The organism is Sulfitobacter sp. OXR-159, assembly GCF_034377145.1.
Taxonomy (GTDB): Bacteria; Pseudomonadota; Alphaproteobacteria; order Rhodobacterales; family Rhodobacteraceae; genus Sulfitobacter.
Genome location: NZ_CP139707.1, coordinates 870,069 through 895,162, shown reverse-complemented (window position 1 = coordinate 895,162; position 25,094 = coordinate 870,069). Strand labels below are relative to the sequence as shown.

Annotated in this window: 25 protein-coding genes and 1 tRNA gene; 17 read left to right on the top strand and 9 right to left on the bottom strand. The window is 61.2% G+C overall.

What is annotated here, in order from left to right; genetic code table 11:
- Positions 1-4 precede the first annotated feature (4 nt).
- The 4 genes from T8A63_RS04415 to T8A63_RS04400 all read left to right on the top strand — a co-directional run bounded on the left by T8A63_RS04415 (position 5) and on the right by T8A63_RS04400 (position 2,859).
- Complete coding sequence (locus T8A63_RS04415; protein WP_322345083.1) at positions 5-346, top strand: transposase; 342 nt, start codon at positions 5-7, stop codon at positions 344-346.
- Positions 343-696, top strand: coding sequence for an IS66 family insertion sequence element accessory protein TnpB (gene tnpB / locus T8A63_RS04410; RefSeq protein WP_067625283.1), 354 nt, complete (start codon positions 343-345; stop codon positions 694-696). The genes T8A63_RS04415 and tnpB overlap by 4 nt, the downstream gene beginning before the upstream one ends.
- 55 nt (positions 697-751) lie before the next feature.
- Positions 752-2,263 (top strand): IS66 family transposase, encoded by a 1,512-nt coding sequence (gene tnpC, locus T8A63_RS04405; RefSeq protein ID WP_069301426.1) that lies wholly within the window; start codon positions 752-754, stop codon positions 2,261-2,263.
- Positions 2,264-2,397: 134 nt separating this feature from the next.
- Complete coding sequence (locus T8A63_RS04400; protein WP_322345082.1) at positions 2,398-2,859, top strand: hypothetical protein; 462 nt, start codon at positions 2,398-2,400, stop codon at positions 2,857-2,859.
- Positions 2,860-3,129: 270 nt separating this feature from the next.
- Here the strand turns inward: T8A63_RS04400 and T8A63_RS04395 are convergent, their stop codons facing one another.
- The 3 genes from T8A63_RS04395 to T8A63_RS04385 form a co-directional block, all read right to left on the bottom strand.
- Complete coding sequence (locus tag T8A63_RS04395; RefSeq protein WP_322345081.1) at positions 3,130-5,046, bottom strand: phage major capsid protein; 1,917 nt, start codon at positions 5,044-5,046, stop codon at positions 3,130-3,132.
- Complete coding sequence (locus T8A63_RS04390; protein WP_322345080.1) at positions 4,976-5,359, bottom strand: hypothetical protein; 384 nt, start codon at positions 5,357-5,359, stop codon at positions 4,976-4,978. Before T8A63_RS04390 ends, T8A63_RS04395 begins: the two co-directional genes overlap by 71 nt.
- Positions 5,360-5,981: 622 nt before the next feature.
- Complete coding sequence (locus T8A63_RS04385; RefSeq protein WP_006473457.1) at positions 5,982-7,337, bottom strand: IS1380-like element IS1247 family transposase; 1,356 nt, start codon at positions 7,335-7,337, stop codon at positions 5,982-5,984.
- Positions 7,338-7,929: 592 nt separating this feature from the next.
- Here T8A63_RS04385 and T8A63_RS04380 point away from each other — a divergent pair.
- Positions 7,930-7,994: transfer RNA gene (locus tag T8A63_RS04380), tRNA-Cys, on the top strand.
- 115 nt (positions 7,995-8,109) lie between these two features.
- Here the strand turns inward: T8A63_RS04380 and T8A63_RS04375 are convergent.
- Genes T8A63_RS04375 through T8A63_RS04360 form a run of 4 tightly spaced genes read right to left on the bottom strand, consistent with a single transcriptional unit; the run spans position 8,110 to position 12,223 of the window.
- A complete protein-coding gene (locus T8A63_RS04375; RefSeq protein WP_322345079.1) occupies positions 8,110-8,475 on the bottom strand; it encodes a hypothetical protein in 366 nt (121 codons plus the stop codon).
- Positions 8,476-8,485: 10 nt separating this feature from the next.
- The gene (locus tag T8A63_RS04370; RefSeq protein ID WP_322345078.1) at positions 8,486-9,709 is read right to left on the bottom strand and encodes a c-type cytochrome; all 1,224 of its coding nucleotides are present in this window, start codon (positions 9,707-9,709) and stop codon (positions 8,486-8,488) included.
- Positions 9,706-11,466, bottom strand: a complete 1,761-nt coding sequence (locus T8A63_RS04365; RefSeq protein ID WP_322345077.1) for a GMC family oxidoreductase — start codon at positions 11,464-11,466, stop codon at positions 9,706-9,708. The genes T8A63_RS04370 and T8A63_RS04365 overlap by 4 nt, the downstream gene beginning before the upstream one ends.
- A 16-nt stretch (positions 11,467-11,482) precedes the next feature.
- Positions 11,483-12,223, bottom strand: coding sequence for a gluconate 2-dehydrogenase subunit 3 family protein (locus tag T8A63_RS04360; protein ID WP_300057423.1), 741 nt, complete (start codon positions 12,221-12,223; stop codon positions 11,483-11,485).
- A 190-nt stretch (positions 12,224-12,413) separates the two neighbouring features.
- Between T8A63_RS04360 and T8A63_RS04355 the strand changes: the two genes are divergently transcribed.
- The gene (locus T8A63_RS04355) at positions 12,414-13,133 is read left to right on the top strand and encodes a cytochrome c oxidase assembly protein (protein WP_322345076.1); all 720 of its coding nucleotides are present in this window, start codon (positions 12,414-12,416) and stop codon (positions 13,131-13,133) included.
- A complete protein-coding gene (locus T8A63_RS04350; RefSeq protein WP_322345075.1) occupies positions 13,130-13,642 on the top strand; it encodes a CopD family protein in 513 nt (170 codons plus the stop codon). Before T8A63_RS04355 ends, T8A63_RS04350 begins: the two co-directional genes overlap by 4 nt.
- Here the strand turns inward: T8A63_RS04350 and T8A63_RS04345 are convergent.
- Positions 13,612-14,127 (bottom strand): DUF2231 domain-containing protein, encoded by a 516-nt coding sequence (locus tag T8A63_RS04345; RefSeq protein ID WP_300057432.1) that lies wholly within the window; start codon positions 14,125-14,127, stop codon positions 13,612-13,614. The genes T8A63_RS04350 and T8A63_RS04345 overlap by 31 nt on opposite strands.
- Positions 14,128-14,172: 45 nt before the next feature.
- On the opposite strand from T8A63_RS04345, the gene T8A63_RS04340 reads away from it, so the two are divergent.
- From T8A63_RS04340 to T8A63_RS04295, 10 genes are all read left to right on the top strand, one after another.
- Entirely contained in the window at positions 14,173-14,814 is a 642-nt protein-coding gene (locus T8A63_RS04340; RefSeq protein WP_254693927.1) for a cytochrome c oxidase subunit II, read from the top strand.
- Positions 14,811-17,294, top strand: coding sequence for a cytochrome c oxidase subunit I (gene ctaD, locus T8A63_RS04335; protein ID WP_322345074.1), 2,484 nt, complete (start codon positions 14,811-14,813; stop codon positions 17,292-17,294). Before T8A63_RS04340 ends, ctaD begins: the two co-directional genes overlap by 4 nt.
- On the top strand, positions 17,291-17,614 hold the full coding sequence (locus T8A63_RS04330; RefSeq protein ID WP_322345073.1) for a hypothetical protein: 324 nt from the start codon (positions 17,291-17,293) through the stop codon (positions 17,612-17,614). Before ctaD ends, T8A63_RS04330 begins: the two co-directional genes overlap by 4 nt.
- 284 nt (positions 17,615-17,898) lie before the next feature.
- Positions 17,899-18,777: a LysR family transcriptional regulator gene (locus T8A63_RS04325; protein WP_322345072.1), complete on the top strand. Its 879-nt coding sequence runs from the start codon at positions 17,899-17,901 to the stop codon at positions 18,775-18,777.
- Positions 18,778-18,962: 185 nt separating this feature from the next.
- Positions 18,963-19,631 (top strand): DUF4286 family protein, encoded by a 669-nt coding sequence (locus T8A63_RS04320; RefSeq protein ID WP_322345071.1) that lies wholly within the window; start codon positions 18,963-18,965, stop codon positions 19,629-19,631.
- Between the two features lie 69 nt (positions 19,632-19,700).
- Positions 19,701-20,660: a TRAP transporter substrate-binding protein gene (locus tag T8A63_RS04315; RefSeq protein WP_067627082.1), complete on the top strand. Its 960-nt coding sequence runs from the start codon at positions 19,701-19,703 to the stop codon at positions 20,658-20,660.
- 93 nt (positions 20,661-20,753) lie between these two features.
- Positions 20,754-21,263: a TRAP transporter small permease gene (locus tag T8A63_RS04310; RefSeq protein ID WP_067627084.1), complete on the top strand. Its 510-nt coding sequence runs from the start codon at positions 20,754-20,756 to the stop codon at positions 21,261-21,263.
- A 2-nt stretch (positions 21,264-21,265) separates the two neighbouring features.
- On the top strand, positions 21,266-22,564 hold the full coding sequence (locus tag T8A63_RS04305; RefSeq protein WP_067941153.1) for a TRAP transporter large permease: 1,299 nt from the start codon (positions 21,266-21,268) through the stop codon (positions 22,562-22,564).
- Positions 22,565-22,575: 11 nt separating this feature from the next.
- Positions 22,576-23,781: an amidase family protein gene (locus tag T8A63_RS04300; protein ID WP_322345070.1), complete on the top strand. Its 1,206-nt coding sequence runs from the start codon at positions 22,576-22,578 to the stop codon at positions 23,779-23,781.
- Positions 23,778-24,632, top strand: coding sequence for a hypothetical protein (locus T8A63_RS04295; RefSeq protein ID WP_322345069.1), 855 nt, complete (start codon positions 23,778-23,780; stop codon positions 24,630-24,632). Before T8A63_RS04300 ends, T8A63_RS04295 begins: the two co-directional genes overlap by 4 nt.
- A gap of 136 nt (positions 24,633-24,768) precedes the next feature.
- Here T8A63_RS04295 and T8A63_RS04290 read toward each other — a convergent pair whose 3' ends face one another.
- Positions 24,769-25,092: an RcnB family protein gene (locus T8A63_RS04290; protein WP_322345068.1), complete on the bottom strand. Its 324-nt coding sequence runs from the start codon at positions 25,090-25,092 to the stop codon at positions 24,769-24,771.
- Positions 25,093-25,094: the final 2 nt, after the last annotated feature.

Here is a 25,094-nt window from a genome sequence, read left to right as displayed (position 1 = left end):
TCAAGTGCCGCGTAGCCGCCGCTTACTGAAAGCTCGGATTGTTGCTGAGACATTGATTGAAGGCGAGACGGTCAAGGCGGTGGCGAAGCGATACGAACTGATCCCCAGCACCGTGTCGGATTGGCGGCGGTTGGCGCGCCAGGGCAAGCTGGTTCTGCCAAACCTGGATGGCATGGATTTTGTGCCGGTCGAGATTGAAGCGCCTGCGCCCGAGGCCCAGCCTCTGGCGGCGACATCCTCCGGCACGATTGATGTGATCAAAGGCGATGTCACCGTTCGTCGTGATGCGGCGGCGACTGCGACTGCGACACGGATCGCTGAGATCGCCCGGGCTTTGGTCACGTGATCACGCCGTCCCACAAGGTGCGGATTTTTGTCGCCAGTGATCCGGTGGACTTCCGCAAGGGCCACGATGGGTTGGCTGCTCTGGTTCAGAGCCAACTGCGTCAGAAGCCTTTTGATGGGTCGGTCTATGTGTTTCGGTCTAAGCGGGCGGATCGGCTGAAGTTGCTTTATTGGGACGGCAGCGGGCTTGTGATGGCGTACAAGCGGCTGGAGGATAACAGCTTTACATGGCCTGCGATCAAGAACGGGGTGATGCGGCTGGAACCGGCCCAGTTTGAGGCGCTGTTTGCGGGTTTGGACTGGCGGCGCGTGCGGCCTCTGGAGGTGGCAGCCCCAGCTGCGGCGGAGTGACTCACTGGCACGTTTGCACGGGTCATTCGGCCCTTGTTTTGCTATGGTATCGGTCATGACTGCACCTGACGAATTGCCTGATGACATTGCCGAATTGAAGGCGATCATCCGTGCGCAGCAGGATCAGAATGCGCGGCTGGAAGCCTTGGTCGCTTCCTTCAAAAAGGCGCTCTTCGGGGCCAAGTCCGAGAAGATCGATCCGGCCCAATATGAGCTGGAACTCGAAGATATCGAGACGGCCATCGCGCAGGTGGAAGCCGAGATCGACGCCGACGCGCGCACCGCGCCTGTGCGGCCCCCAAAGCCTCGCCAAACTAATCGCGGATCACTGCCCAAACATCTGGAACGGGTGGAGGTTGTCATTGAGCCAGAGTTGTCATGCGCGTGTGGAACTGAACGTCATGTCATTGGCGAAGATGTCAGCGAACGCTTGGACATCATTCCGGCGCAGTTCCGGGTGATTGTCACCCGGCGGCCCAAATACGCCTGCCGGTCCTGTGAGGGTGGGGTCACCCAAGTGCCCGCACCGGCCCACATTATCGCAGGTGGCATGCCGACCGAGGCCACGCTGGCGCATGTGCTCGTCTCCAAATACGCGGATCACCTGCCTCTTTACCGGCAAGCACAGATTTACAGCCGTCAGGGGATAGATCTGGATCGCTCGACCTTGGCGGCGTGGGTTGGCAAATCGGCGTTCGAATTGACCCCGGTTTATAATGCGCTCATGGACGACCTGAAACGCTCCACCAAGCTCTTTATGGATGAAACGCCCGCGCCGGTTCTGGCACCCGGGCGCAAACGCACAAAAACAGGATACTTTTGGGCGCTTGCCCGCAATGACAAGCCATGGAGTGGTGATGATCCTCCCGGTGTGGCCTTCACATATGCCCCGGGACGATCCGGCCAGCACGCAGATAATATTTTGAACGGCTTTAGCGGCACCCTGCAGGTGGACGGCTACGCAGGCTATAACCGCTTGCTGAAACGTCCGACGCAGGATGTGACGCTGGCCTATTGCTGGGCCCATGCCCGCCGCAAACTGCATGATGTTACCCAATCCGGAGCGGCACCAATCGCGCAGGAAGGTCTGAACCAAATCCAGGCACTCTACCGCATCGAAAAAGACCTGCGCGGCCTGTCTGCCGACCAACGCAGCGCTGCACGACAGAAACGCTCAAGACCCATCATCGATGCCTTCGAGCTTTGGCTCGCACAAAGCCGCGCCCGCGTCTCAAGCAAATCTCCGACTGGAGAAGCCCTGAAATACATCGCCAAATACTGGGACGGGCTGTGCCTGTTCCTCACCGATGGCCGCATCGAACTCGACAACAATCCAGTCGAGCGCACCATCCGTCCCATAGCCCTCAACCGCAAAAATGCGCTCTTCGCCGGACACGATGCCGGGGCGCAAAACTGGGCCGTCATCGCCTCCCTGATCGAGACCTGCAAACTCAATGGGATCGAGCCCCACGGCTATCTGTCAGGTGTCCTGACAGCTATCGCCCAAGGACACAAACAAACCGACATCAACGAACTGCTGCCTTGGAATTACGCCAAACCCGTGTGACCAGCGCACCGCTTACCTACAAGCGCCTTACAATAACGCTTCTAACAGATCTATTGCGTTGGGATAGGTATTGTTTTTCAGCCATCCTTAAGAAGTCAAAAATCGATAATTCCCTACCGTTGTATGAGAAGTTCATGCAGCTTTTGCGTGAAGAAGAGAATGACGCTGATTTAAGAGATCTTCTGACTAAGTGCCGTGATTTTGAGCTTCTGCGGTACCGCATCACATCTATCGTTGAATTGTTGCGCGACCCTGAAAAAGCACGAGCGCGCTTAGAGCAACATGAACGTCTTGTTACTTGGCAGTTTTATCGTATCTACAGATGCCGTAATGGCATTGTTCATGCAGGGGATAGCCCCAACCACACAAAATACCTAGTTGAAAGTGCTCACGATTACTTCGATCAGGCACTGAATTTCTGTGTAGAGGTTTCCTCATGGAAAGGCGGCTTCAATACCTTTGAATCTTGTTTTGATTTTGCGACATCAGAATATCAACGATACATGCGAAATTTGAAGTCTGATAGAGCAGCCATTGTTTGGCGAATTCCCAAGCAACGGGGGCGCGCTTTCATTTTTCAGGACTCACTGAAGTAAGCTAACTGACAAATGGAATACGGCCTTTGACCCGGCTGCAACGAACTGCTGCTTTGTCGGTAGATTGTTAGCCCACTCAACTTTGATAGTTTCATTCCTAGCAAATGGCCACTTCGACGGGCCGCATCGCAGCACTTTTATCTTGGGGCTATGTCCGCTACGGGCCGATATCGGCATTCCGTACATGCATTCGGACAGCCTACTTATTTGATCTTTCTGGGGTGTGCAAAGCGACTGGCGCGCAGCGGTTTTGCTGCGCGCCTTGCTGTCCTATTCCGTCACGATGTCGGTAACGGCAGCGAAGGCCTCGGGATGGCGCACCGCGATATCCCATTCGCTATGCGCTACGATCCGCACGTTTCCCTTGGGGGCCTCGGTCATTTCATCAACAATAATGTCGATACCGCCCCACTGGCCGATCAGTAGATCAGACCAGTTGCCAAAAATCATTGTAGACAGATCGGTGCCCGCGCCCTTCGTGCCATTAGCAGGAATCAAACCGGAGAACGCAGCCCGGTAACCGGCGATCATCGGGCCGTGCTGATCCATTGTTAGGATCATCTGCTGCGCCCCATCAGCCATGGCCAGCGAGAGCAGACGACCTTTCACCTTGTAGTTAGTTAGGTAGCCATAGGCGTTTCCTGCGATATTTGCCCCCTGCACCTCTGACATTAGCCGTGTGATGAACGGGAATTTAGGCGTACCACCGTCTGGGCCAATCTCGACGGACCCAATGCCAGGCATGTTGAGAATGCCGCGCGGCTCAATGGCTGTCCCAGCACCGTTGATCGCCGCAAGGTCAACCGCAACAGCGATTTGGCGGCGTAAGTCATTCTGCAAAATGGCGTCCAGCCCGGGGACCGATTGCTTGAGTTGCCGGCGGCTCATGCGAGTGTGCGCGCTTAACTGGCGCATCCCCAAGGTGATGGCATCAAAGTCAGGGGTGGATTCGAGCGCTTCTGAGTCCTCGGCGATCCACTGCGCGCTCGTACCGGCTGGCATACGCGGCACCGATACGTTCTGTCGCAAGCCGGGCAACACGGTGGCGCCGAGCTCCATCACCTGCGTTTCGGGGCGCAGAGCGTCAATAAAGGCATCACCGGCCTGCTGGGTGCCGATCAGTGATGCGGCGTTTGAAGTGGTCAACAGATCACGCTCAGCCAGCGCAACTTCGGGAACATAGAGGCCGTTGGGGGATTTGCCCATCTGACGGGTTACTTCCTGCCCCACCTCGCGCTCAAAACCCGCCTCAGACCAGTCACGGGTCAAATGGGCATTCAGGGCGCGTGTGAGCGAGTACGGGCGTTCTCCGCTGCGTTTGATCGCTGGGGTGGTCACAATGGACTCGGTCGCACCATCGCGGCTGCCGATCTGGTCCATCACAAGGCTGCGAAAGCGGTCAACCGAGGTGCCATTTTCGATAGCGTCAGAGACTTCCGCATCCTGCATCTCAAACTGGCGGCCTATCGCTTGGATTTCCGCGATGCGACTGCGTTCGTTGATCACCGCGGTGTTGTTGCCGCCCGAGTTGGCAAGATTCGTATTTGCATGGGTCATTTTATGTACCGTTTTTTTGGGATTGGCTCGCTTGTCGCTGCCCGCAGAACGCCCGATACCAACGGTTTCGTCAGCGGGTACGGCAACAAGTGAAATTTCAAAGGGTTCCCAGCGGGTCGCCCTCGTGATCGGTAGGCCATCACGCTCGCCAGAGCGTTGAAAATCATGCACCCGGTAGCCAACCGAAACGCATTTGACCTCACCGGCCTTTACTCGGGCCAGCATCTTTTCGCCCTCGGCAGACCGGTCAAAGCGTACCACCGCTTGCCCGCGCCCACCGATTACTTTGGCCGTTTCCACGCACCCGATCATGGAATCAAGATCACGCTTGTGGTCTTTCAGCAATGGCGCAGTTCCCGAAACCAATCGGGTCAACAACACCTCGCCTTGTCTATGGCCGAGGATTTCCCAGCCATCGTCCCGCAGATAGGGTTTCTCTGAAGAGAAAGAGAGGGTCACCGAGCGACTTTCCGGGTCGCCCGGTTTCACCACCAAATCAAATGCAGCACGGGTCAGCTCCATGCCTTCTTGGACATCCTTCATTCTAAGCATCCTTATCTTAATATTTTGTAGGGGTGGCGTGCGGTTCCGGGCAACTATCTGCACGCACTGCAGCGGCGAGCCGGGCAACCCGATGCGGGTTCAATCCAAACAGCGGCGCATTCTTCGCGCGGGCCTCGGCAGTGAAAGCCTCAAGCCGCACTTGCCGGTCGCTCACAATGCCGCGTGGCGCATCCGGATTGAGACGATAGACAATCAGCGCGCCCGCGCCCCGTGTCAGGGCCGCTTCGATCATATCGGGTGCATTGCGCAGGCAATTCATTGCAACCGGCTGGGACACGCCCGCTTCGTAGAGAGCACGGACAAGCATCGCCAGCGATGCGGCAACCACATCGGCGCGGGTTGCCGCGTCAGTTTCGACTTTGTCATTCTGGTCGCTCATGGCTGACCTCATCAAATTTCCGGTTTCTGATGAATCCGAAAATCGAGGTGGTGCCCGGGCCGATCTGATCTGCAGATCATCGCAGGCCAAACGGCCATTGGCAGGGCAAAGACAACAACCACAACCCAAACCGCAAGTGTGCCGAGCCGGGCGAAACGCAGACCATCCATGCGCGCGAATTACCCATGCAGGATGAAGCCCCAAAGAACCTATGGCGGGTGGGGGAGGTGAAGCTGGTGGTGGCCAACCATTGTAGCCATATTTGTGGCTATATATGAATTTTCTCATATGTGTATACAGCCTCACCTCCTTCACCTTCTTTACCCACTCCTTTATTTTCAAATAGTTAGATAGAGAAAATAGGGTGAGGCAGAGGTGAGGGAGGTGAGGTAGCTCTACAACCTGCATTCCCCAGGTGGCGTGTCGTTTGAGGTGAAGATCGCCTGTATCCGATCGCTAGACAAGGATTTTCTGCCGCAAGCGGCACCTGCGGTCGCGCAGACTGCTGGATCTGGACGGATCAGACCGCGAAGCCGCTGTTTCCTTGCCCAGGGGCGGCGTTTTTCAGCGCAGCGGACAGATCTGTCCAGCCGCTTTCGTTCAGTTTGAGCGTGGATCGCGATCATGCGCATAGCGGTGGCGCTCGCAATCGGCGGATAGCGGCGAGGATGGCGCGTACCATCGTGCCGGTGACAGCGACCTCGGCCAGCTGGAAGGTGATGGTGCGGGCGTGACGGACCACACGTGCCCCGATCTTGATCAGCTTCAGTTGCAGGCTGGTCAACGACCAGTCGGCCATGGCTTCGGGCAGCTCGATGCAGCGCAAGAAGGTGGCCAGGTTGTACGCCAGGGCGTGCAGTTGCAGCCGCACCTCATTGTCGCGGAACTTCCGGCACGACAGCCGCGTCCAGCGAAAGGCGTATTTGCCCTCTTTGATGTGCTGCTCGGCGGTGCCGCGCTGGTTGTAGAACCGCACCACCCAGTCCGGCTCCATCGGCAGGTTGGTGACGATGAAGCCGACACGCGGGAACAGTTCGCCCGGATGCCATTCGATCTTGGCGATCACCCGGCGTTCCTTGTCCCAGGACGCCGCCTGATACTCGAATTCCTCGAAGAACCGCTTGACCTTGGTCAGTGACGGCCGCCCGACAGGGCGCGTTAGCCGATGCGCGATCTTGTCCTTGAGGACCGCGTTTGCGGGCAGCCGGATGGCGTAGAAGAACCGCGCTTCTTCCAATCGCTCATAGATCGCCGGGATCGCGTAGGCAGCATCGGCCCGGAAGAACCTGCCACCAAGGTCGCGCTCCGCGTAGCGCGCAATGACGGGGTCGAGAACATCACGCCAGCCATCGGCGCTGTGGACGTTGCCATGGCGCAGGGCGCAGCGTTCCAGCATCCCGAACTGGTTGAACAGAAAGTTGGGGTGATAGCAGCTACAGTCGAAATGGCCATTCCAGGCGGACCCTTCCTGGTCGCCATGGGTCGGGCTGACCGAGCTGTCCATGTCCAGAACGATGTACTTCAGCCCGTTACGGTCATGGAACCGGTCGATCCATTGCCCGTTCAGGTCGGCCAGCGCGGCACGGTTCCCGGCCAGAGCCAGCGTCTCGGTCTCGAACCGTCCCATCTGCGATGCCGAGGCCGCTTGTGCATCGACCGCTCTGCCGCCGACAACTTGGCGCATGACCGGATCGCAGGCGAGACGGTTGGCGTCGTTGACATCCTCGTATCCGGCCAGCCGCCCAAAGACTGATTGCCGGAACAGGCCGTCGAGCCGATGGACCGTGTTCTTGCCAGAGCGAGTATCGCGCAGCGCCGCTGACGCCAAATCGGACAACCCGAGCGCGTCATCAAGCTCGCGCATCACCAGAAGGCCGCCGTCGGAACTGAGCTGCGTGCCGCGAAATTCCAGCCGCACGCGAGGGTCGAAATCCACCCGATCTGCCCGTTGCAAGCCCGCACCCTCTGGGTGATCCATGAAACGCGCCCCTCGCAGCCTTCAACACCATGTTTTATATAGGAAATATAATGGTCAGGACAGCGAAATCAGCGCCTTACTTGGGAAATGTGGGCTACAAGTATCGCCGCTCTTCCCAGAAATTTTCGCTGCCGGACTACGACAACGCCTGCATTAGTTCCCTTAGCAAGAGGTGATGCCAGTGCTCTACCGCACCCAACGACCACACCGGGGCGCGGGATTGCGGTAGCAGCGGGGCGAAAATGCATGCGGGGGCGCGCTGACGCGGTGCCGGGCACAGACGCGCTATCGGGGAAATACAGGATCAGCAAGGAAACCGGCATAGCAATAGGCGATATGCCCGCAAGTTTGATTTCCCCCGGCGTGCCAAAAGGCCCCGTCCCCCGGCAACCTGACCTCACACGTTCACCCGCCTCACCTTGCAAAGCAAACCGGCGGCGGTGAGTTATGGGAAGTGGGATTTCCGGCACTGGAAGTGTTATCGGGGAGCCAGATAGAACACTATTGTTCCCCACAACCATTTTACGTGTTGTTCGTAACCTATTGATGCCCCGTAGGCTCTTGGCGGTGCATTTTACAGGAATATCGTTTAAAAACAGTTTGGTGTTTTGGATTGCAAATCCGTGTACACCGGTTCGATTCCGGTACTCGCCTCCATTTTATCTTTATGCATATCCGGTCGTTTTGCCCCCGTTGGGGGACGCTGAGTTAGCCGAAAGCGGCCCTTAACGTCTGCAGGCGCCCCCCCCCAGAAAAAAATGGCGGCTTTCCCCTAATAGGTAATGCCAGCCGCGGCACAGTCCCTCGCAGATACGAGAGAGAGGTCCGGCAGTTCGCCCGTCCCGTTACCTGAAGCAAGGCGGTCTACTGTAATTCCGCGGGAGTTGGCGAAAGGCTTTGGCTGTCCTGCACCAGCTTCCTTAATGCCCTCGTCATCATCTCTTGAAAGCCCGGCGATTTCTGCTGCCTCAACCTCTGCCTGCAGGCCAGCACAATGCTCTACGATCGCAATCATGACAACGCGGTCATCGGTATTGTATTCCACTTCGCCAAAATAGAGCGGTTCCGACATCGCCGCGCCCGAGAAGCACAGCGCAAGGCTCAATGTCGCGACAAACGACGGCTCGGCATTTCTCATCGGATCACCCTCAATATTCCTCGGCTAGATATTTGCGCATCTCGGCCACGGCCTCCGCCGAGACCGCGCCGCTCTGGCGGTCCCCGGTATTGCGCAGGTAGGTCAGCAGGTCGGCGATCTGCGTGTCGGTGAGTTTCCACGCAAAGGGTGGCATGGCCAGCATGCTGGGGATCGTTTCGGTCGGCTGGGCGCGGGCGCCGCCGAGGATGACACGGATCGCGGTCGAAGGATCCTTGGCGTGTAGTTTGTTCGACGTGCTGAGCGGCGCAAAGAAATAGGGCACGCCCGAGGCATCGGCCACGTGACAGGCAGCGCAATTGTCAAAGTAAAGCCCTTCCCCGGCCTCCATCCGCGCCGTCTCGGGGGCCTCTCCCGGCTCGCGCGCCGTGTCGTCGAGGGTTTTGAGATAGGTGGCGACGGACCGCAGGTCTTTCTCTTCCAGAAACTGGGTCGAAATCGAAACAACCTCGCCCATGCGCTGCATCGGGGCGGTATGTTTGGCGCGTCCGTATTTCAGGAACTCGAAGATATCGTCCTCGCTCCAATGCGCAATGCCGCCGTTCTCACCGCCGCGGATGTTCGGGGCGAACCAATTCTCCAGCGTACCGCCGCGCAGGTATTCATCGTCCTTGCCGGCACCGAGGATGTTCTTGCCGGTGTGACAGCCGCCACAGTGCAGCGGCCCATCGACGAGGAAACGGCCACGGTTCCATGCCTCGGAACGGTCCGGGTCGACCTCGAATTCCTCATCCTCGAAGAACAACAGCTTCCAGCCGCTCACCGACATGCGGATGTTGAGCGGAAACGGCAGATCGTTTTCCTCTTCCTCCACATGCACCGGTTCGAGCGATTGCAGATAGGCAAAGATCGCATCGGTCTGCTGTCGGGTCATCAGGGTGAAATAGGGATAGGGCATCGCCGGGTAGAGGTGGCGGCCCTCGTCGTCGATCCCCTCGTTCAACGCATTGTAGAAATCCTCGCGCGACCAGCGGCCCAGCCCGGTCTCGTCCTCCGGGGTGAGGTTAGCGGAATAGATCGTGCCGAAAGGTGTTTTTAGCGCCCGGCCCCCGGCAAAGGGGATGCCGTCGTTGTCGATATCCGTGTGGCAGGCTTTGCAGTCGCCCGCCTGCGTCAAGTAGCGGCCCCGCTCCACTTCGGAGGAGGCAAGCTCCTGCGCCTCAGCAGGAACAAGGCTCGCGCCGCAGAGGGCGGTGATCAGGGCCAGCCGCTTCATGCCTGCACCAGCGGGCCGGGGTCAGCTATATATTGATCGATGATCGCCGCGACCGACCAATAGGCCAGCGCCGCCACGGTCCCGGTCGGGTTGTAGCCCGCGTTTTGGGGAAACAGCCCTGCCCCGGCAACGAAGAGGTTGTGCAGGTCCCAACTCTGACAATAGCGGTTGCATACGCTCGTCTGCGAGTCGGCCCCCATGATCGTGCCGCCGGTGTTATGCGTGGTTTGATAGGGCATCGAGTCGTAGGATCCGTTGCGCTCGGCCACGTTGACCTCGCGCCCGCCCATGCCTCGGGCAATCTCTTCGGCCACCGGGGTGAGATGGGCAGTCAGCCGGCGGTCGTTCAGCGTGAAATCATAGGTCATGCGCAAGAGCGGCCTGCCATGTCGGTCGGTATAGGTGGGATCAAGATCGAGGTAATTGCTGCGATGCGCCATCGAGGCGCCGTGCACGCCCACGGTGGTGGTCTTGAGGAAATTGGCCCGGACCGACTGTTTCCATTCGCTGCCCCAGCCCGGCACGCCCTCAGGCACCGGATGGCTTTCGATGGGCCGCGCGTTGGTGGTGTAGCAGGCGATATAGCCGCCCCCGATAAAGCCCAGCCCGGAATGGTCGAAATTGTCGCCATTGTATTCATCCACCGCCATGCCGAGCGCGCCCGCGCCGACAAAGCCGTTGGTATATTCCTCATCGTAAAAGACCGTCGCGCCGGACATCACCTGATAGCAGTAGTTCTTGCCCACCACGCCTTCACCGGTCTGCGGATCATAGGGCGTGCCGATATCGGACAAGAGCATCAGCCGGGCGTTCTCAAGCGGGTAAGCACAGAGCACCACGACCTCGGCGGGCTGGAAGAATTCCTCGCCGCTGGTGTCGACGTATGTGACCCCCGTGGTGCGGGTGTCATCGGGGGATTTCTCGACCGAGAGCACTTCGGAATCCGTGCGTAGGGTGAAATTATCCCGCTTCATCAAGACCGGGATAATCGTGGTCTGCGGCGAGGATTTGGAATAGTTGCCGCAGCCGTGTTTCTCGCAAAAGCCACAATAGGTGCAGGGGGCCAGCTGCATCCCCAGCGGATTGACATAGGCGCGCGACATATTGGCCGAGGGCACGGGGAAAGGGTTCAACCCCATATCCCGCGCCGAAGCCTCGAACCGGTCCTGCGAAAAGGTCATCTGCATCGGCGGATTGGGGTAGTCATCGCTGCGCGGCCCCTCGAAAGGGTTGCCGCCCTCACGGATGTCACCCCGCAGGTTGCCCGCCGTGCCGGAGATGCCGCAGATCTTCTCGAAATAGTCGAAATGCGGCTCCAACTCGTCATAGGTGACGCCGTAGTCCTGCACCGTCATCCCCTCGGGCAGCGGGCCATAGCGTTCCTCGTTATGGCTTTTCGCGACGAAATCCGATGGCAGGAAACGGTAAGTCTGGCCGTTCCAATGCACGCCCGAGCCGCCCACGCCATTGCCCGGCAGAAAGGACCCCCAGTGCCGCATCGGCAGCGCCGTCTGTGCGCCGTTGTTGCGGAAAGTGACGGTGGATTGCGAGGCTTCCTGAAACATGCCGTGGCGCCAGTAATAGCGCAGTTCGTCCTGCGCGAAGGTGGTGGCGAAATCCGTGGGCGTGTCGCGCCACGGCCCGCGTTCCAGTGCCAGCACCTCCATCCCGGCGGCGGTCAGCTTCTCGGCGTAGATCGCCCCGGTCCAGCCGAAACCGACCAGAACCACGTCGACCTTTGGAAGCTGCTTCGTCATCGTGTCACCTCGTGTCTTATTCAGAGCTGTTCCAACCGGGGCGGCCCAATAGGCTGACCGGCGGCAGATCAATGCGCGCGCCGTTGTGGCCCACGAAATCGCGGTAATCATAGCGGGTGCCGGGGAAGCCGACGTAGTGCCACGCCACCATGTCCCGGTTGCCGCCGTAGATCGGATCGGCGAAATAGCCTTCGATGGTGTTTTTCAGGATCAGGTCAAAGAACGCCTTGGCCGAGACCGGGTCGAAGGTGATTTCCTCGTCGTCCATACCTTTGAGGATCTCGTCCTGTTGCGCCGCGCTCAGCGCGGCAAAACCGGCGTCCTGCTGTGCGCGGCAATAGGCGTCAAGTTCGGCAAGCGCGTGGCGGTAGAGCTCTGCCGGGGGGTGCTCGCTTTGATAGCCTTGGGTCGCCGTGCCTTCGAGGAAGGGGCCCTTCATGTACCAATGCTGCCCACGGCCATAGAACCCCGCCATCTGCCGGTCGAGGAAGGTGATCACATCAGCCTCAACCGCCCCCGGCCCGTCCCCATCCGAGGGGATCAGCCGCGCGCAGATCGCGGCGACGGCCTCGCGTTCATCGGGGGTAAAGAACCGATCCTCTTGGGTGCCGTAATACGGCGGCTGGCCCTTCAGGGGCTCCCAAGGCATCCCCTCGCCCCGGCCATAGATCGCGCCGAAGACAGCCGAAGGGGCGGCGATGGCGGTGCCGCCGAACAGCAAGGATTTCAGAATTTTGCGGCGCGTCGGAAAAGACAAGTGACCCCTCCAAGTGATGCGTGTAGCCTCGGGGCGTAATGCGCCCTGTGGTAGAAGCTGGATCGCTTTTACCGGGGGTCAAGGAAAATTGATCGGGCCGTGGGGAAACCCAACCGCGCCTCAATTCGTTTGGAACGATGTGCCCGCGCGCAGCGTTCCTCTTAAGGAACGACCGAAGGGAAAATAGACCTTGCTCAGCGATGCTTGGATCCGAACCTATTGTGGACCGGCACCGGGGCCGGATGATTTTTGGTTTCGCTGGAACTTCGATCCGCTCCTTCTGGCCGCTCTGTCTTTGCTCTTCTTCGTTGTCTTGCGCGCGCGCAGCTGCCACGGATTGGCTGCCGTGGGCGTTCTGGTGCTGGCCTTCGTCTCGCCCCTCTGTGCGCTTTCCTCGGCACTGTTTTCGGCGCGGGTGGTGCATCACGTGCTGCTCTTCGCCGTCGCCGCGCCGCTGTTGGCCCGCGCATGGCCCTCGCGTCGGGCGGGTGGTGCGATGGCGGCCTTCGCCGTCTCGGCCGGGGTGCTTTGGGGCTGGCATCTGCCGGCGGCCTATGACCTCGCGCTCTCGCACGTGGGGGTGTACTGGCTAATGCAGATTAGCCTGCTCGGTTCCGCCCTGTGGTTCTGGCGCACAGTGTTTGCCCCCGGCCGCACACCTGTCGAGGCACTGACGCTGCTCATCGCTGGTTTTGCGCAGATGGGTCTTTTGGGGGCAATCCTGACCTTCGCACCCGAAGCGCTTTATGCCGCCCATGCCGTTGCCCCCATGGACTGGGGCTTCTCGCCGCTGGCCGACCAACAGCTTGGCGGTATCCTGATGTGGGTGCCTGCGGGACTGCCCTATGCGGTCGTCGCCGGGGCCGTGGCACGGCGCGGATGGGCGACCCTGCGGGCGGGCAGCGCGTGAGCGGCTGGTTCCCGGTTCTCATCACGCTCTTCAAGGGCGTGCATATCGCCGCGCTTATCCTGTGGTGCGCGGGGCTGCTCGCCCTGCCCTTGATGCTGTCGCGCCATGATCCCGCTGGCACGGCGGCAGAATACAGTCGCATCCGCCGCGCCACTCATACGACCTATGCCATCCTCGTCACCCCCGCTGCCGTCGTGGCGGTGGTGGCAGGCACATGGCTGATCTTCTTTCGCGAGGTTTTCGTCCCTTGGCTTTATGCCAAGCTGCTGTTTGTCGCGGCGCTTGCCGCCGCCCATGCTTGGATTGGGCATCTGGTGGTGCAGGTGGCCGAGAAGCCAGAGAAACACCGCCTGCCCCGATCCTATCTGCCGATCACTGCCGTCGGCATCCCCGTCATCGCGATCCTCATGCTGGTTTTAGGCAAGCCCGACCTCTGGGACTTCCCCCTGCCCGGCTGGCTGCTTGAACCGCGGGGCGGTCAATTGCCCTTCGACGTGCCCAAACGATAATCAAAGACCAATTTGCCCCCATGCCAACCCGTGAACCCCACCATCACCGCGCCCAGCCCCGACAGGAGGATGCCGTAAGGCAGCACCGCCGCCTCATAGCCATAGAGCCGGTGGCCCCAATTCGCGCCCAAGACCGCCAGCAAGGTCACGGCGATGATCGCATGGGTCCAAGCGGCAGCGCGGGAGCGGATGCCGCTCACCAGCAAAAGCTCGGCGGTGCCGGAAAACCCCGCCAGCACGCCAAAGAAGAACGCCGTCCCCGCCGCCCAGAGAGCCGCCCGCGCCCAAAAGGCATCGCCGGTCCACCAATAGAGCAGATCGGCCCCCAGCAGGCAGAAGGACAGCGCGATGGGAAAGGCCACGCTCATGGCATGGATCGGGTGGCCCTCAAGCGCGATGCGGGTCTCGGTCTCTTCATAGCCGGGCTGAGAGGCGATCGGGTCGATCAACCGGTCCTCGCCCGTCTCATTGCTTTGCTCGCTCATCGGGGCAGGCTCCTTCGGGGGGTGATTGCAGGGACAACGTGCGGTGTGCTGATTGGTTGCAGCGGCGATCTGTCGGTGGTCGATCCGGCGGGCCCGGCGGCGCGCGCCATCGCGACGCTCTGGTGGGTGATGTTCATCGGCGCGGGTCTGATCCTCGCGCTGGTGGCGGCGCTGGTGATCGGCGCCTTCAGGACACCCCGGCAGGCGGAGAATGCCACGCGGGATGAAAAGGTCTGGATCATCGGTCTGGGCCTGTGTTTTTCCATCGCGGTCCTTGCGGCCTTGCTGGCCTATGGTCTGGTCACCGGCGAGCGGCTGATGCCCCGCGCCGCGGCGGATGTGGTGCGGGTCGAGGCCGAGGCCCGGCAATGGGCTTGGCGCTTTTCCTATGACGACCGCCCCGGCCATGTCACCGAGAACCTGCTGCACATCCCCGCCGGGCGGCCCGTCGATGTGGCGATCACCAGCCGGGATGTGGTGCACAGCTTTTGGGTGCCGCGTCTGGCTGGAAAGCTGGACGCCATTCCCGGCCATGTCAACGTGCTGCGGATCGAGGCCGATGCCCCCGGCACCTACAAGGGCCTGACCGCCGAGTACAACGGCGAGGGCTACAGCCGCCATACCTTCTCGGTTGAGGCCCATGACCCGGCGGGCTGGGCCGCCTTTACCGCGAAGGAGACGCCATGAACGCGCTGCGCCGTCACCGCAAGCTGGATGCGATCTGGGCCTCCGAGCCGGGCTGGAAGGGCTGGACCAGCAGCGTAAACCATTCCGACCTCGGGCGGATGTTTCTTGTCACTGCCTTCTTCTTCTTCCTCGTCGGCGGCGTGCTGGCGATGCTGATCCGCGCGCAACTGGCGACACCTGATTCCGCTTTTGTGGATGCCGGTGCCTTTGCGCAGTTCTTCACCATGCATGGCACGATCATGATGTTCCTCTTCGCCATTCCCACCTTCGAGGGGCTGGCGATCTATCTGCTGCCCAAGATGCTCGGCACCCGCGACCTCGCCTTTCCGCGGCTCACCGCTTACGGCTACTGGTGCTATGCCTTCGGCGGCGCGATGTTGCTGGTGGCGCTGTTCTTCGGCATCGCGCCGGATGGTGGCTGGTTCATGTATCCGCCGCTGACCGGGCCGCTGCATTCGCCCGGCATCAACACCGATTTCTGGCTGATCGGCATCACCTTCGTCGAGATCTCTGCGATCTGCGCCGCCGTCGAATTCACAGTCTCGATCCTGAAATACCGCGCCCCCGGCATGTCGCTCGACAAGATGCCGATCTTTGCTTGGTACGCGCTGGTCACTTCGCTGATGATCCTTACCGGATTTCCGCCGCTGATCCTCGGCTCGGTGCTGCTTGAGGTTGAGCGCGCCTTCGGCCTGCCGTTCTTCCAAGCCGATCTGGGCGGCGACAGCCTGCTTTGGCAGCACCTGTTCTGGCTGTTCGGCCACCCGGAGGTCTATATCATTTTCTTGCCCGCCGCCGGGGTGATCTCGACCGTGATCCCGGTGATGGCGCGCACGACGCTGCTGGGCTACGGCTGGATCGTCGCGAGCGCTTTGGCGCTGGCGTTCCTCAGCTTCGGGCTTTGGGTGCACCATATGTTCACCACCGGCATTCCGCATATGGGACTGGCGTTCTTCTCGGCCGCCTCGACGCTGGTGGCGGTGCCGACGGGGGTGCAGGTCTTTGCCTGGATCGGCACCATGTGGAAGGGGCGGCCCGAGTTGCACATGCCGATGCTGCACATCCTCGGGTTCTTTGTCACCTTTATCATCGGCGGGCTGACCGGCGTGATGGTGGCCGTGGTGCCTTTCGACTGGCAGGCCCACGACACGGCCTTTATCACCGCGCATCTGCACTATGTGCTGTTCGGCGGTTTCGTCTTTCCGATGCTGGCGGGGATCTACTACTGGCTGCCGCTGGTGAGCGGGCGCAAGCGGCTGTTCCGGCTTGGCGAACTGGCGTTCGCGCTGATTTTCGTGGGTTTCCACGGCACCTTTCTGGCGATGCATTGGGTCGGCCTGCTGGGCCAGCGCCGCCGGATCGAGACCTATGACGCCGAGACCGGCTGGGGGGTCATCAACTTCATCTCTTCGGTCAGCAGTTTCGTCATGGCGATCGGCCTTGCGATGGTGCTGGTCGACATCATCATTCACAGTTTCGTGGCGGTGCGCGGCCCGCGCAACCCGTGGCGGGCCGGTACCTTGGAATGGGCCGGCATGTCGCCGCCCGCTTCCTATAACTTTGCCAGCCTGCCGATGGTGGGCGCGCGTGCCCCGCTTTACGACACGCCAGATCTGGCCAACCGGTTGGCCAAGGGCGAAGGCTACCTCGGCGCGCCCGAGGTGGCCCGGCGCGAGACCCTGATGGTTGATGCCGCCAACGGTCGCCCCGAAGCGCTGGTCATCTATCCCGGCAACACACGGCTGCCGATCCTGATGGCGGCGGTGACGGGCGGGTTCTTCCTGTCGATCCTGCTCAAGCTCTTTTGGTTCACCCCGCTGGCACTCGCCGGCGTGGCGGCCTTGGCGCTGGTCTGGGTCTGGCAATTGAGCGCGCGCGCCGATCAAGGCCCACAGGAGGTCGGGCACGGCACGACCTTGCCGCTGGCAAGCGAGGGCGACAGATCGCCGGGCTGGTGGGGTTCGACCTTCCTGCTGGTGGCCAATGCAACCTTCTTCGGCTCCCTCCTCTTTGGCTATGCCTTCCTCTGGACCGTCGCGCCCGGCTGGCCCCCAGCCCAATGGCTCGCCCCCTCTTGGGTCGAGCTTGCCTTCGGCATCGGTGCAGCGCTCGTCGCCGCCCTGGCCCAGCACCTGAGCGCCCGCCGCAACCGCGCGGGCACCGCCCCGATGGTCGCCCTTGCTCCGGCGTTGCTGGCGACGGTTGCCACGGCGGTGGCGTTCGGGGCCCTGCTGTTGCGCCTGCCGCCCCCGGACGGCCATGCCTATGCCGCAACGCTCCTGATCCTCGGCGCCTATGGGCTGGCCCATGCACTGCTCGTCGGGCTGATGCAGAGCTTTCTGATCTTGCAGATCAGGCGTGGTTTCACGTCGCCTCAGCGTCGGGCGGGTTTCGCCATTGTGGCGCTCTGGTCCGACTATCTGGCAGTGATCACGGTGCTGATCCTGCTTGCGGCGCATCTGCCGGGGATGATCGCGTGAGAGAGTTGTTGCGCATTCTTCTGCCGCTGCTGGTCTGGCTGGCCAGTTTCAGCGCGATCTACGGGCTGCACGGCCTCGGCTGCGCCCTTGGCTGGCCGGAGGTCGCCTGGCTCGGCTTGTCACTTTTTCGCTGGGCGCTGCTGATAGCCTGGCTCGCCGCGATTGTGCTGCAACTGCTTCTTCTGCTGACAGTGGGGAAATGGTCTTTTGGTCCGACCACGGATTTCTACCGGAAAGTAAATCTTGCAACCGCATTGTCCGGCTTGACCGCGACGGTCTGGACATCTCTCCCCATAGTCGTGACATCCACCAGCGGATAGAGAGGACCAGCCAGCGCGGGCCAACCCCGGCTTCGTTGGACAAACCAGATAGTGGCCGAAGTGCCCCTTTCCCCGGACGAAATTAATGGGGTTCAATGGGGCCATCCAGACGAAACACAATTTAGCTGCGCTGCCAACCATGCCGGACCGTTCGAACGCAGCGCTCGCTACAGGCGCTCCCCTAAGGCTTTCCGGGCCAAAAGCCCATTGAGAACAGGTGACTTTACCGCCAGCTTAACCTACCCTCGTTCTTCGCGACCGATACATAAGAATAGAGGTTCTTGGTGAACACGCGCTTTTTAGAAACCTTCGTCACGGTCGCCAACTTGGGAAGCTTCCGGGCGGCAGCCGAGCAGTTGAATGTCAGCCAAGCGACGGTGTCCAGTCGGATTTCCTCACTTGAGACGGACCTTCAGGTGGACCTGTTTGACCGTGAATTCCACGCCACCCGGATCACGGTGGCCGGGGCGATGATCCTCGATAAGGCGCAAGAGATGCTCGCGACGGAGCGCAATTTGCGCAACACGCTCTCCGATCCCACCACCGCCGCGGGGCGGGTGCGTTTGGGGTTGGTGTCTTCGGTCGTTCATACTTGGCTTTGTGACCTGATCGAAGAGGTGGCGCGCTGCTACCCCCGGCTGGAGCTTGAACTGACGGTCGAGCCCACGCCGAACATCGCCGCGGCCTTTGAACGCGGCGCGCTGGATATGTTGCTGACGACAGATGACCGCCACGACCAAACCTGCGTTTGCGCGGATTTGCCTTCGCTGGCCATGGGATGGTTCGGCCCCGAGGGGATGCGCGACGAGAAACTGTCCCTCGCCGATGTCGTTACCAGTCCGCTGATCACCTTTACCCGCAATTCACGCCCGCACGCCAACGTTCTTGCGCTTTTCAGCGATCGCGGCCTGCGGCCTTCGATCGTGCATTGCATCACCTCGATGGCTGCGATTGCGCGGTTGACGCAGCGCGGGCTGGGCATCGCGACCCTGCCGCTGGCCTGCGATTTGGCCGGGCCGGGAATCTATGAGCTTGATGTCGATGCGCAGCTGCCGCCGCTCCCCCTCTATTGCATCTGGCGGCGCAGTTCCGACGTAGCCACCTACAAGGCAATTGCCGATCTTGCGCGGGCCTGTGCGGAGCGTCATCAACGGCAGACCTGACATGGCCTGAATTGGCCTGATCGGAAAACCCTATCACCCCCCCCTGAATAATCCCGTTTGTCGTTGGACCCCATCTCGGCAAGTGTGCCCCAACAACAATCGACAGAGCTTGACCGCACCTCGACGGAGACGGGCCGTGCCCCGCCACGTGACGGGAAAGCTTTGTCCAAGGATCAGGATGCAGAATGAGCAATATCCGTACAACCGATCAGGCACAGCTTTTCGTCTGGAGCGATATCGACCCCGATCATGAGGCTGACTTTAACCAGTGGTATGACCGGGAACATATGGAAGAGCGCGTTCGCATTCCGGGCTTCACCGGCGCGCGGCGCTATCGTGCGGTATCGGGCTCGGCACGGCGCTACCTCGCGCTTTACCGCGCCAGCAACCTTGCCGATTTCACCTCGGAAGCCTACCGCAAAGCCTTTACCAAACAGACCCAATGGTCGATCACCAACTTCGGGCGCATGTCCAACACCCGCCGTCGGGTGATGCAGGTCGCGCAAGAGGGCGGCTTTGGCTGGGGCGGCGCGCTGGTGCTGATCGAGCTGGTGCCGGATGCCATGGATCGCGACGCCGTCGCCGACGTGCTCGGCAAATTGATCGCCGAAGAAGGCGTGCTGCGCGTGCATCACATGATCCCTGACGAAACTCTTTCGACCCCGCTGCCGTCTGAAAACACCGAAGGGCGCGTTCTGGCGCCTTGCATCGCGGTGGATGTGACGTCAGAGCCGATCGCCGAAGCGACCCTGCGCCAACTGACCGAAAAGCTGGGCGGCGCGGTGCGCGAGGCCGAAACCTTCCGCCTGATGTGGTCATTGGACGCGCAAGACCTGCCCGCATTGGAAGACTGAGTGAACCACCCTGCCCTGCCAAAACGGCAGGGCAAGAACAACAAACCACCCCAACAGGAGACATCACACATGAAACACCTTCTCATCGGAACCGCGATCGCGGCCCTGACAGCCGGTCTTGCCCATGCCGAAACGTGGAAAATGTCGGCCGATGCGCCCGACGGCAACTATCTGACCCAGAACATCCGCGCCTTCGCTGATGACGTGGCCCGCCTATCGGATGGCGCGCTGGAAATCGACGTTGTGTCGAACTCGGTCCTGCTCAAGCGCCCCGAACTGAAGCGCGGCGTCCAGCGCGGCATCGTTCCCATCGGCGAAGTCCTGATCTCGGCGCTTGGCAACGAAGACGCGGTTTACTCTGCCGATGCCGTGCCGCTTTTGGCGACCACATTTGACGAGGCCCGCGCGCTTTGGGAAGCCTCTCGCCCGATCTACGAAGAAAAGCTGGCCGAAGATGGTCTGGTGCTGTTGTTTGCCGCCCCCTGGCCGCCGCAGGGCGTCTACATGAACCAGGAAGTGACCGACGCCTCCTCCTTCGAGGGTGTCAAATTCCGCGCCTACAACCCCTCGACCGCGCGTCTGGCCGAGCTTTTGGGCGCCGTTCCCGCCACCATCGCCACCTCCGAGATCAGCCAAGCCTTCTCGACCGGTGTCATCAACGGCATGATCACCTCGCCCTCGACAGGTGTCGACAGCCAAGCATGGGATTTCGTGTCGCATTACTATGACGTTCAGGCCTTCCTGCCCAAGAACATGGTAATCGTGAACAAAGGCGCCTACGACGGCCTGTCTGACGAGGTGAAAACCGCGCTGCAAGAAGCGGCTGAACTGGCGGAAACCCGTGGCTTTGAAATGGCCGAGGAAGCCACTGGCGAAGCAACCAACACGATGGCCGACAATGGCATGAACGTCCTGCCGACCCCCGAAGGGCTGGCCAGCGACTTTGAAACCATCGCCGCGACGATGCGCGCAGAATGGCTGGAACAGGCTGGCGAAGAAGGTCAGAAAATCGTCGACGCGATGAACTGATCTCAGCAGGCCCGGGCAGTCGTTTGCCCGGGCCTTTTCTACTAGACCGGGGTATTCGCCCCCTCCCCGCCCCCTTATTCGGAGCCCGCCGCCATGATGCTGACCCGCCATCTCTTCAACTTTTGCGGAGCCTTGGCCGCGCTGTCCTTGCTGGGGATCGCGGTCTTGATCCTGTCGCAGATTGGCCTGCGCCTGATGGGAAGCCAAATCCCCTCAGCCGATGATTTCGCAGCATGGGGGCTGAGTGCGTCGATCTTCCTTGCGCTGCCGGCCACGCTGATACGGGGCGATCATATTCGCGTCACATCGTTGCGGCAGTTGATGCCGGAACGTCTGGGTCATATCGCTGATATTCTGGCGGCGGCCTTTGCCGCCGTGATGATGGGCTGGGTCGCTTGGGCGATCTTTGGCTATGTCCACGAAAGCTGGACCTACAATGAAGTCAGCCAAGGCGTGGTGGCCGTTCCGCTGTGGTGGCCGCAATCCGCGATGGTGCTAGGGTCGGTGCTGTTTGCACTGGCCTTTGCCGAGCGCACCCTGCGCCTGATCCTCGGGCTGCCAGTCGAGAGCGACGATACAAACGAACAAGGTCGGGGCGAATAATCATGGATATTTTTCTGCAATCGGCCGTTCTGGTCGTGACCTTGCTTGTGCTTTTGGGCTTGGGCATTTGGGTTGGCGTGGCGCTGATGGCTTCGGGCGTCGTGATCTTCTTGATGTTCACCTCTACGCCGGTCGATGCGATCCTCGGCACCACCATGTGGGCCCATTCGGCCAGCTGGACGTTGACGGCGCTGCCGTTGTTCATCTGGATGGGCGAAATTCTTTACCGCACACGTCTGGCCGAAGACCTGTTTTCTGGTCTGGCCCCCTGGGTCGGGCGGCTGCCCGGCGGCTTGGCGCATGTCAACGTCGTGGGCTGCGGTATCTTTGCGGCGGTCTCGGGGTCTTCGGCTGCCACCACCGCCACCGTTGGCCGCATTTCCCTGCCGGAGCTGAAATCGCGCGGCTATGCCGACCGACTTGCCATCGGTTCTTTGGCTGGATCGGGCACGCTTGGCCTGTTGATCCCGCCGTCGATCGTGATGATCGTCTATGGCGTCGCGGCCCAAGTGTCCGTGAACCGTCTGTTCATCGCGGGCGTGGTGCCGGGGCTGATGCTCATGGCGCTGTTTTCGGGCTATATCGCGATCTGGGCAAAAATGAACCCCGATGGCGTCCCAGACCCCGAACCCCGCATGCCCTTGGGTGAGCGCCTGCGCCGCCTGCGCATGTTGCTGCCGGTGGTGGGCTTGATCATCGGGGTCATCGGCTCGATCTATGCCGGTGTGGCCACCGCGACCGAGGCCGCCGCCATCGGGGTGGCCGGGGCGCTGATCATCGCGGCTTTTGGCCGGTCGCTGAACGCCGAGACCTTCATCGCCTCGCTTCTGGGGGCCACCCGCACCTCTGCGATGATCGGGCTGATCCTGCTCGGCGCGGCCTTTCTCACCTCCGCGATGAGCTTTTCGGGCTTGCCCGGGCAACTGGCCGAACTCATTTCCGCCAGCGGGCTGAGCGCTGCGGGTTTGATCGCCGTGCTGACCGTGTTCTTCGTGCTCCTTGGTTGTTTCCTCGACGGGATCTCCATCGTGGTGCTGACGACTTCGGTTGTGATGCCCGCCGTGGCTGCCGTGGGGATCGATCCGGTGTGGTTTGGGATTTATCTGATCATCGTCGTCGAAATGGCGCAGATCACGCCGCCGCTGGGGTTCAATCTGTTTGTGATCCAGAGCCTGACTGGTAAATCGATCTTTGAGATTACCCGCATGATCATCCCCTATTTCATGATCTTGGTGCTGGCCGTGATCCTGCTGACGGCATTCCCCGGCATCGCGACGTGGCTTGTGGAACAAACGATTTAAAGGCTGATTTGATGACACACACCCCTCAATCCCTCCTCGACGCGGCCCGCGCCCGCGCTGCCGCGCCCGATTTCACCCGGACCTTCGATGATCCGGTGGAAGGCGAAGGGCCGCTGTCGGGGCTGAACGTCGCGGTCAAAGACCTGTTCGACGTGCGGGGCCAAGTCACCCAGGCGGGGTCGCTGGTCCGCAAAGGCACGTCGCCCGCCACCAAGGATGCCGCGGCGGTCGCGCGGCTGCGCAGCGCAGGCGCAGGGCTGATCGGCCACGCCAATATGACCGAGTTTGCCTATTCCGGCCTCGGCCTGAACCCACATTACGGCACCCCCCTCACCCCCTTGAAAGAAGGCTGTATCGCGGGTGGCTCGACCTCGGGCGGTGCCTCTGCCGTGGCGCGGGGCGTGGCTGACATCGCGCTTGGGACAGACACTGGCGGCTCTGCGCGTATCCCGGCGGCCTTTTGCGGGCTCTTCGGGTTCAAGGCCACGGCACAGACGATCTCCCGCGCGGGGGCGGTGCCGCTTTCCCATTCGCTTGATAGTGTCGGCGTGCTGACCCGAGAAGTCGGCCTGCTGCGCCCGGTTTTGAACGTGCTACGCGACCAACCGCTCGCCGCGTCTGCCGCGCCGCGTGCCGTCATCGTGCCGGAAAATTTCGGCATGGACGAATTGGACCCCGAGGTTGCCCAAGCCTTCGAAGCCGCCCTCGAAGCGCTTAAGGCATCTGGCGTGAGCCTACGTCGACAAACGCTCGACTTCTTCGATGACTACCGCGCCCTGCCCGTCTGGCAGTTCTCGGCAGTGGAATCCCGCGCCCATCACGGGGCGCATTTCGACGACGCCCGCGCAGAGCTTGATCCGCGTGTGGCATCACGTATGGCGCGGGCGGATGGTGTCACCGGGATCGAATTTGCCCGCACGATAGCCGCGCGAGAAGCACTGATCGCACGGGCGGCGCATCTGTTTGGCGACACGCCGGTCGCCCTGCCGAGCGTGGCCATCATGCCGCCAAAGCTGGATGATCTCCGCGAGGATGCCACCTATGACCGGATCAATCTGCTGGCGCTGCGCAACACCAGCTTTGCGAATGTAATAGACGGCTGTTCGGTCAGCATGCCGATCACCAGCCACCCCGGCGCGGGGCTGATGCTGACCGCGACTGCGGGCCGGGATGCGATTTTGATGAATATGGCCGAAGCATTGCAGGGCGCGCTTTGAGCGAAACGGCCAAGCGCCCCTCTGCCTATGTGGCCTTGGGCGCCCAGCGCTACCGTGTGACCCATGTCAGCAATCCCATGCTATCGGGTATTTCCGATGTCGCGGTCATAGGCGACAGGATCGTGGTCCTCAGACGGCAAGCGCCTGAATTGGTCATGCTCGGGCTGGACGGCACAATGTTGGGCGAAACCGCTGTTCTGCCGCAGTTCGTTTGCGGCCATGGCCTGCGCGCGACCTCCGCCAGCCAAGTCGCCGCCACGGACATGGATGGCCACAAGGTCGTGCTGCTTGATGACACCTTACAAGAAACCGCCCGTATGGACTGCGCAGAGCATCCCGGCTTGGGGCGGCCCTTTAATCATCCCTGCGATTGCACCCAAGGTCCGGACGGACGTTATTATGTCGCTGACGGATATGGCAACAGCGCCGTTCATATCTTTGACCCGGCGCTGCGCCACCTCAAAACCTTTGGACATCCCGGGACCGAAGCGGGCGCGTTTTCGACCCCGCACTGCCTGTTGTTCGACAGCCAAGGCAGGCTCTGCGTGGCGGACCGCGAAAACAACCGCGTTCAGTTATTTGACCCCGAAGGCATCTGGCTGGGTCAGATCGAAGGCCTGCACAAACCAATGGCGCTGGCGTTGACATCCCAAGGCGTCTTGCTGGTCACTGACCAAACCCCGCGCCTGTCGGCATTTGCCCCGAATGGTGAGCTGATTGGCCGCTGCCGTACTTTTTCAACCTATGGTCACGGATTGGCTGTGCAGGACGATGGCACCATCGTGATCGCCGAAATGAACCCAGATCGACTGACCCTGCTGATCCCCGTGCCCGATGCGAAGGCAGGTTAAACCGCCTGCAGAGCGTTCTTCAGGATCATGTACCGTGTCCTGCACGCCGCCGCCCCGGGAAAGGTCTGACCCGCGTTCCAGCCTGACATTGGCCTTCTATCGCGGATCAAACCCAACCCGGAGGGCGCCCGACAGTTCAGTTTACGAGGGCCTTGACCAACAACGTCGCTGCGGCTGCAAGGTAAATATCATTGCCATCGACGACATAGACTTCATTCCGGCCCGGTCGCGAAAGGCCGCGGGCGCGCCAGTTCTGGACGACGACGACATCCTGCTTGCGGAGACGCTGGCCAACCGCATGCCGATGGCGCTGCTGTTTCACCACCTTCACCTTGGCGCTGCGATCAACACGGCTGTGTTGAGCCTCCGCTCTGTCGGCCATTGCCGTCATCGGCACGAAAGCCACTGTGGTGGCTGCCAATAGCACGACAGTCGCGCATTTTTTCATCCGGTTTTGCATTG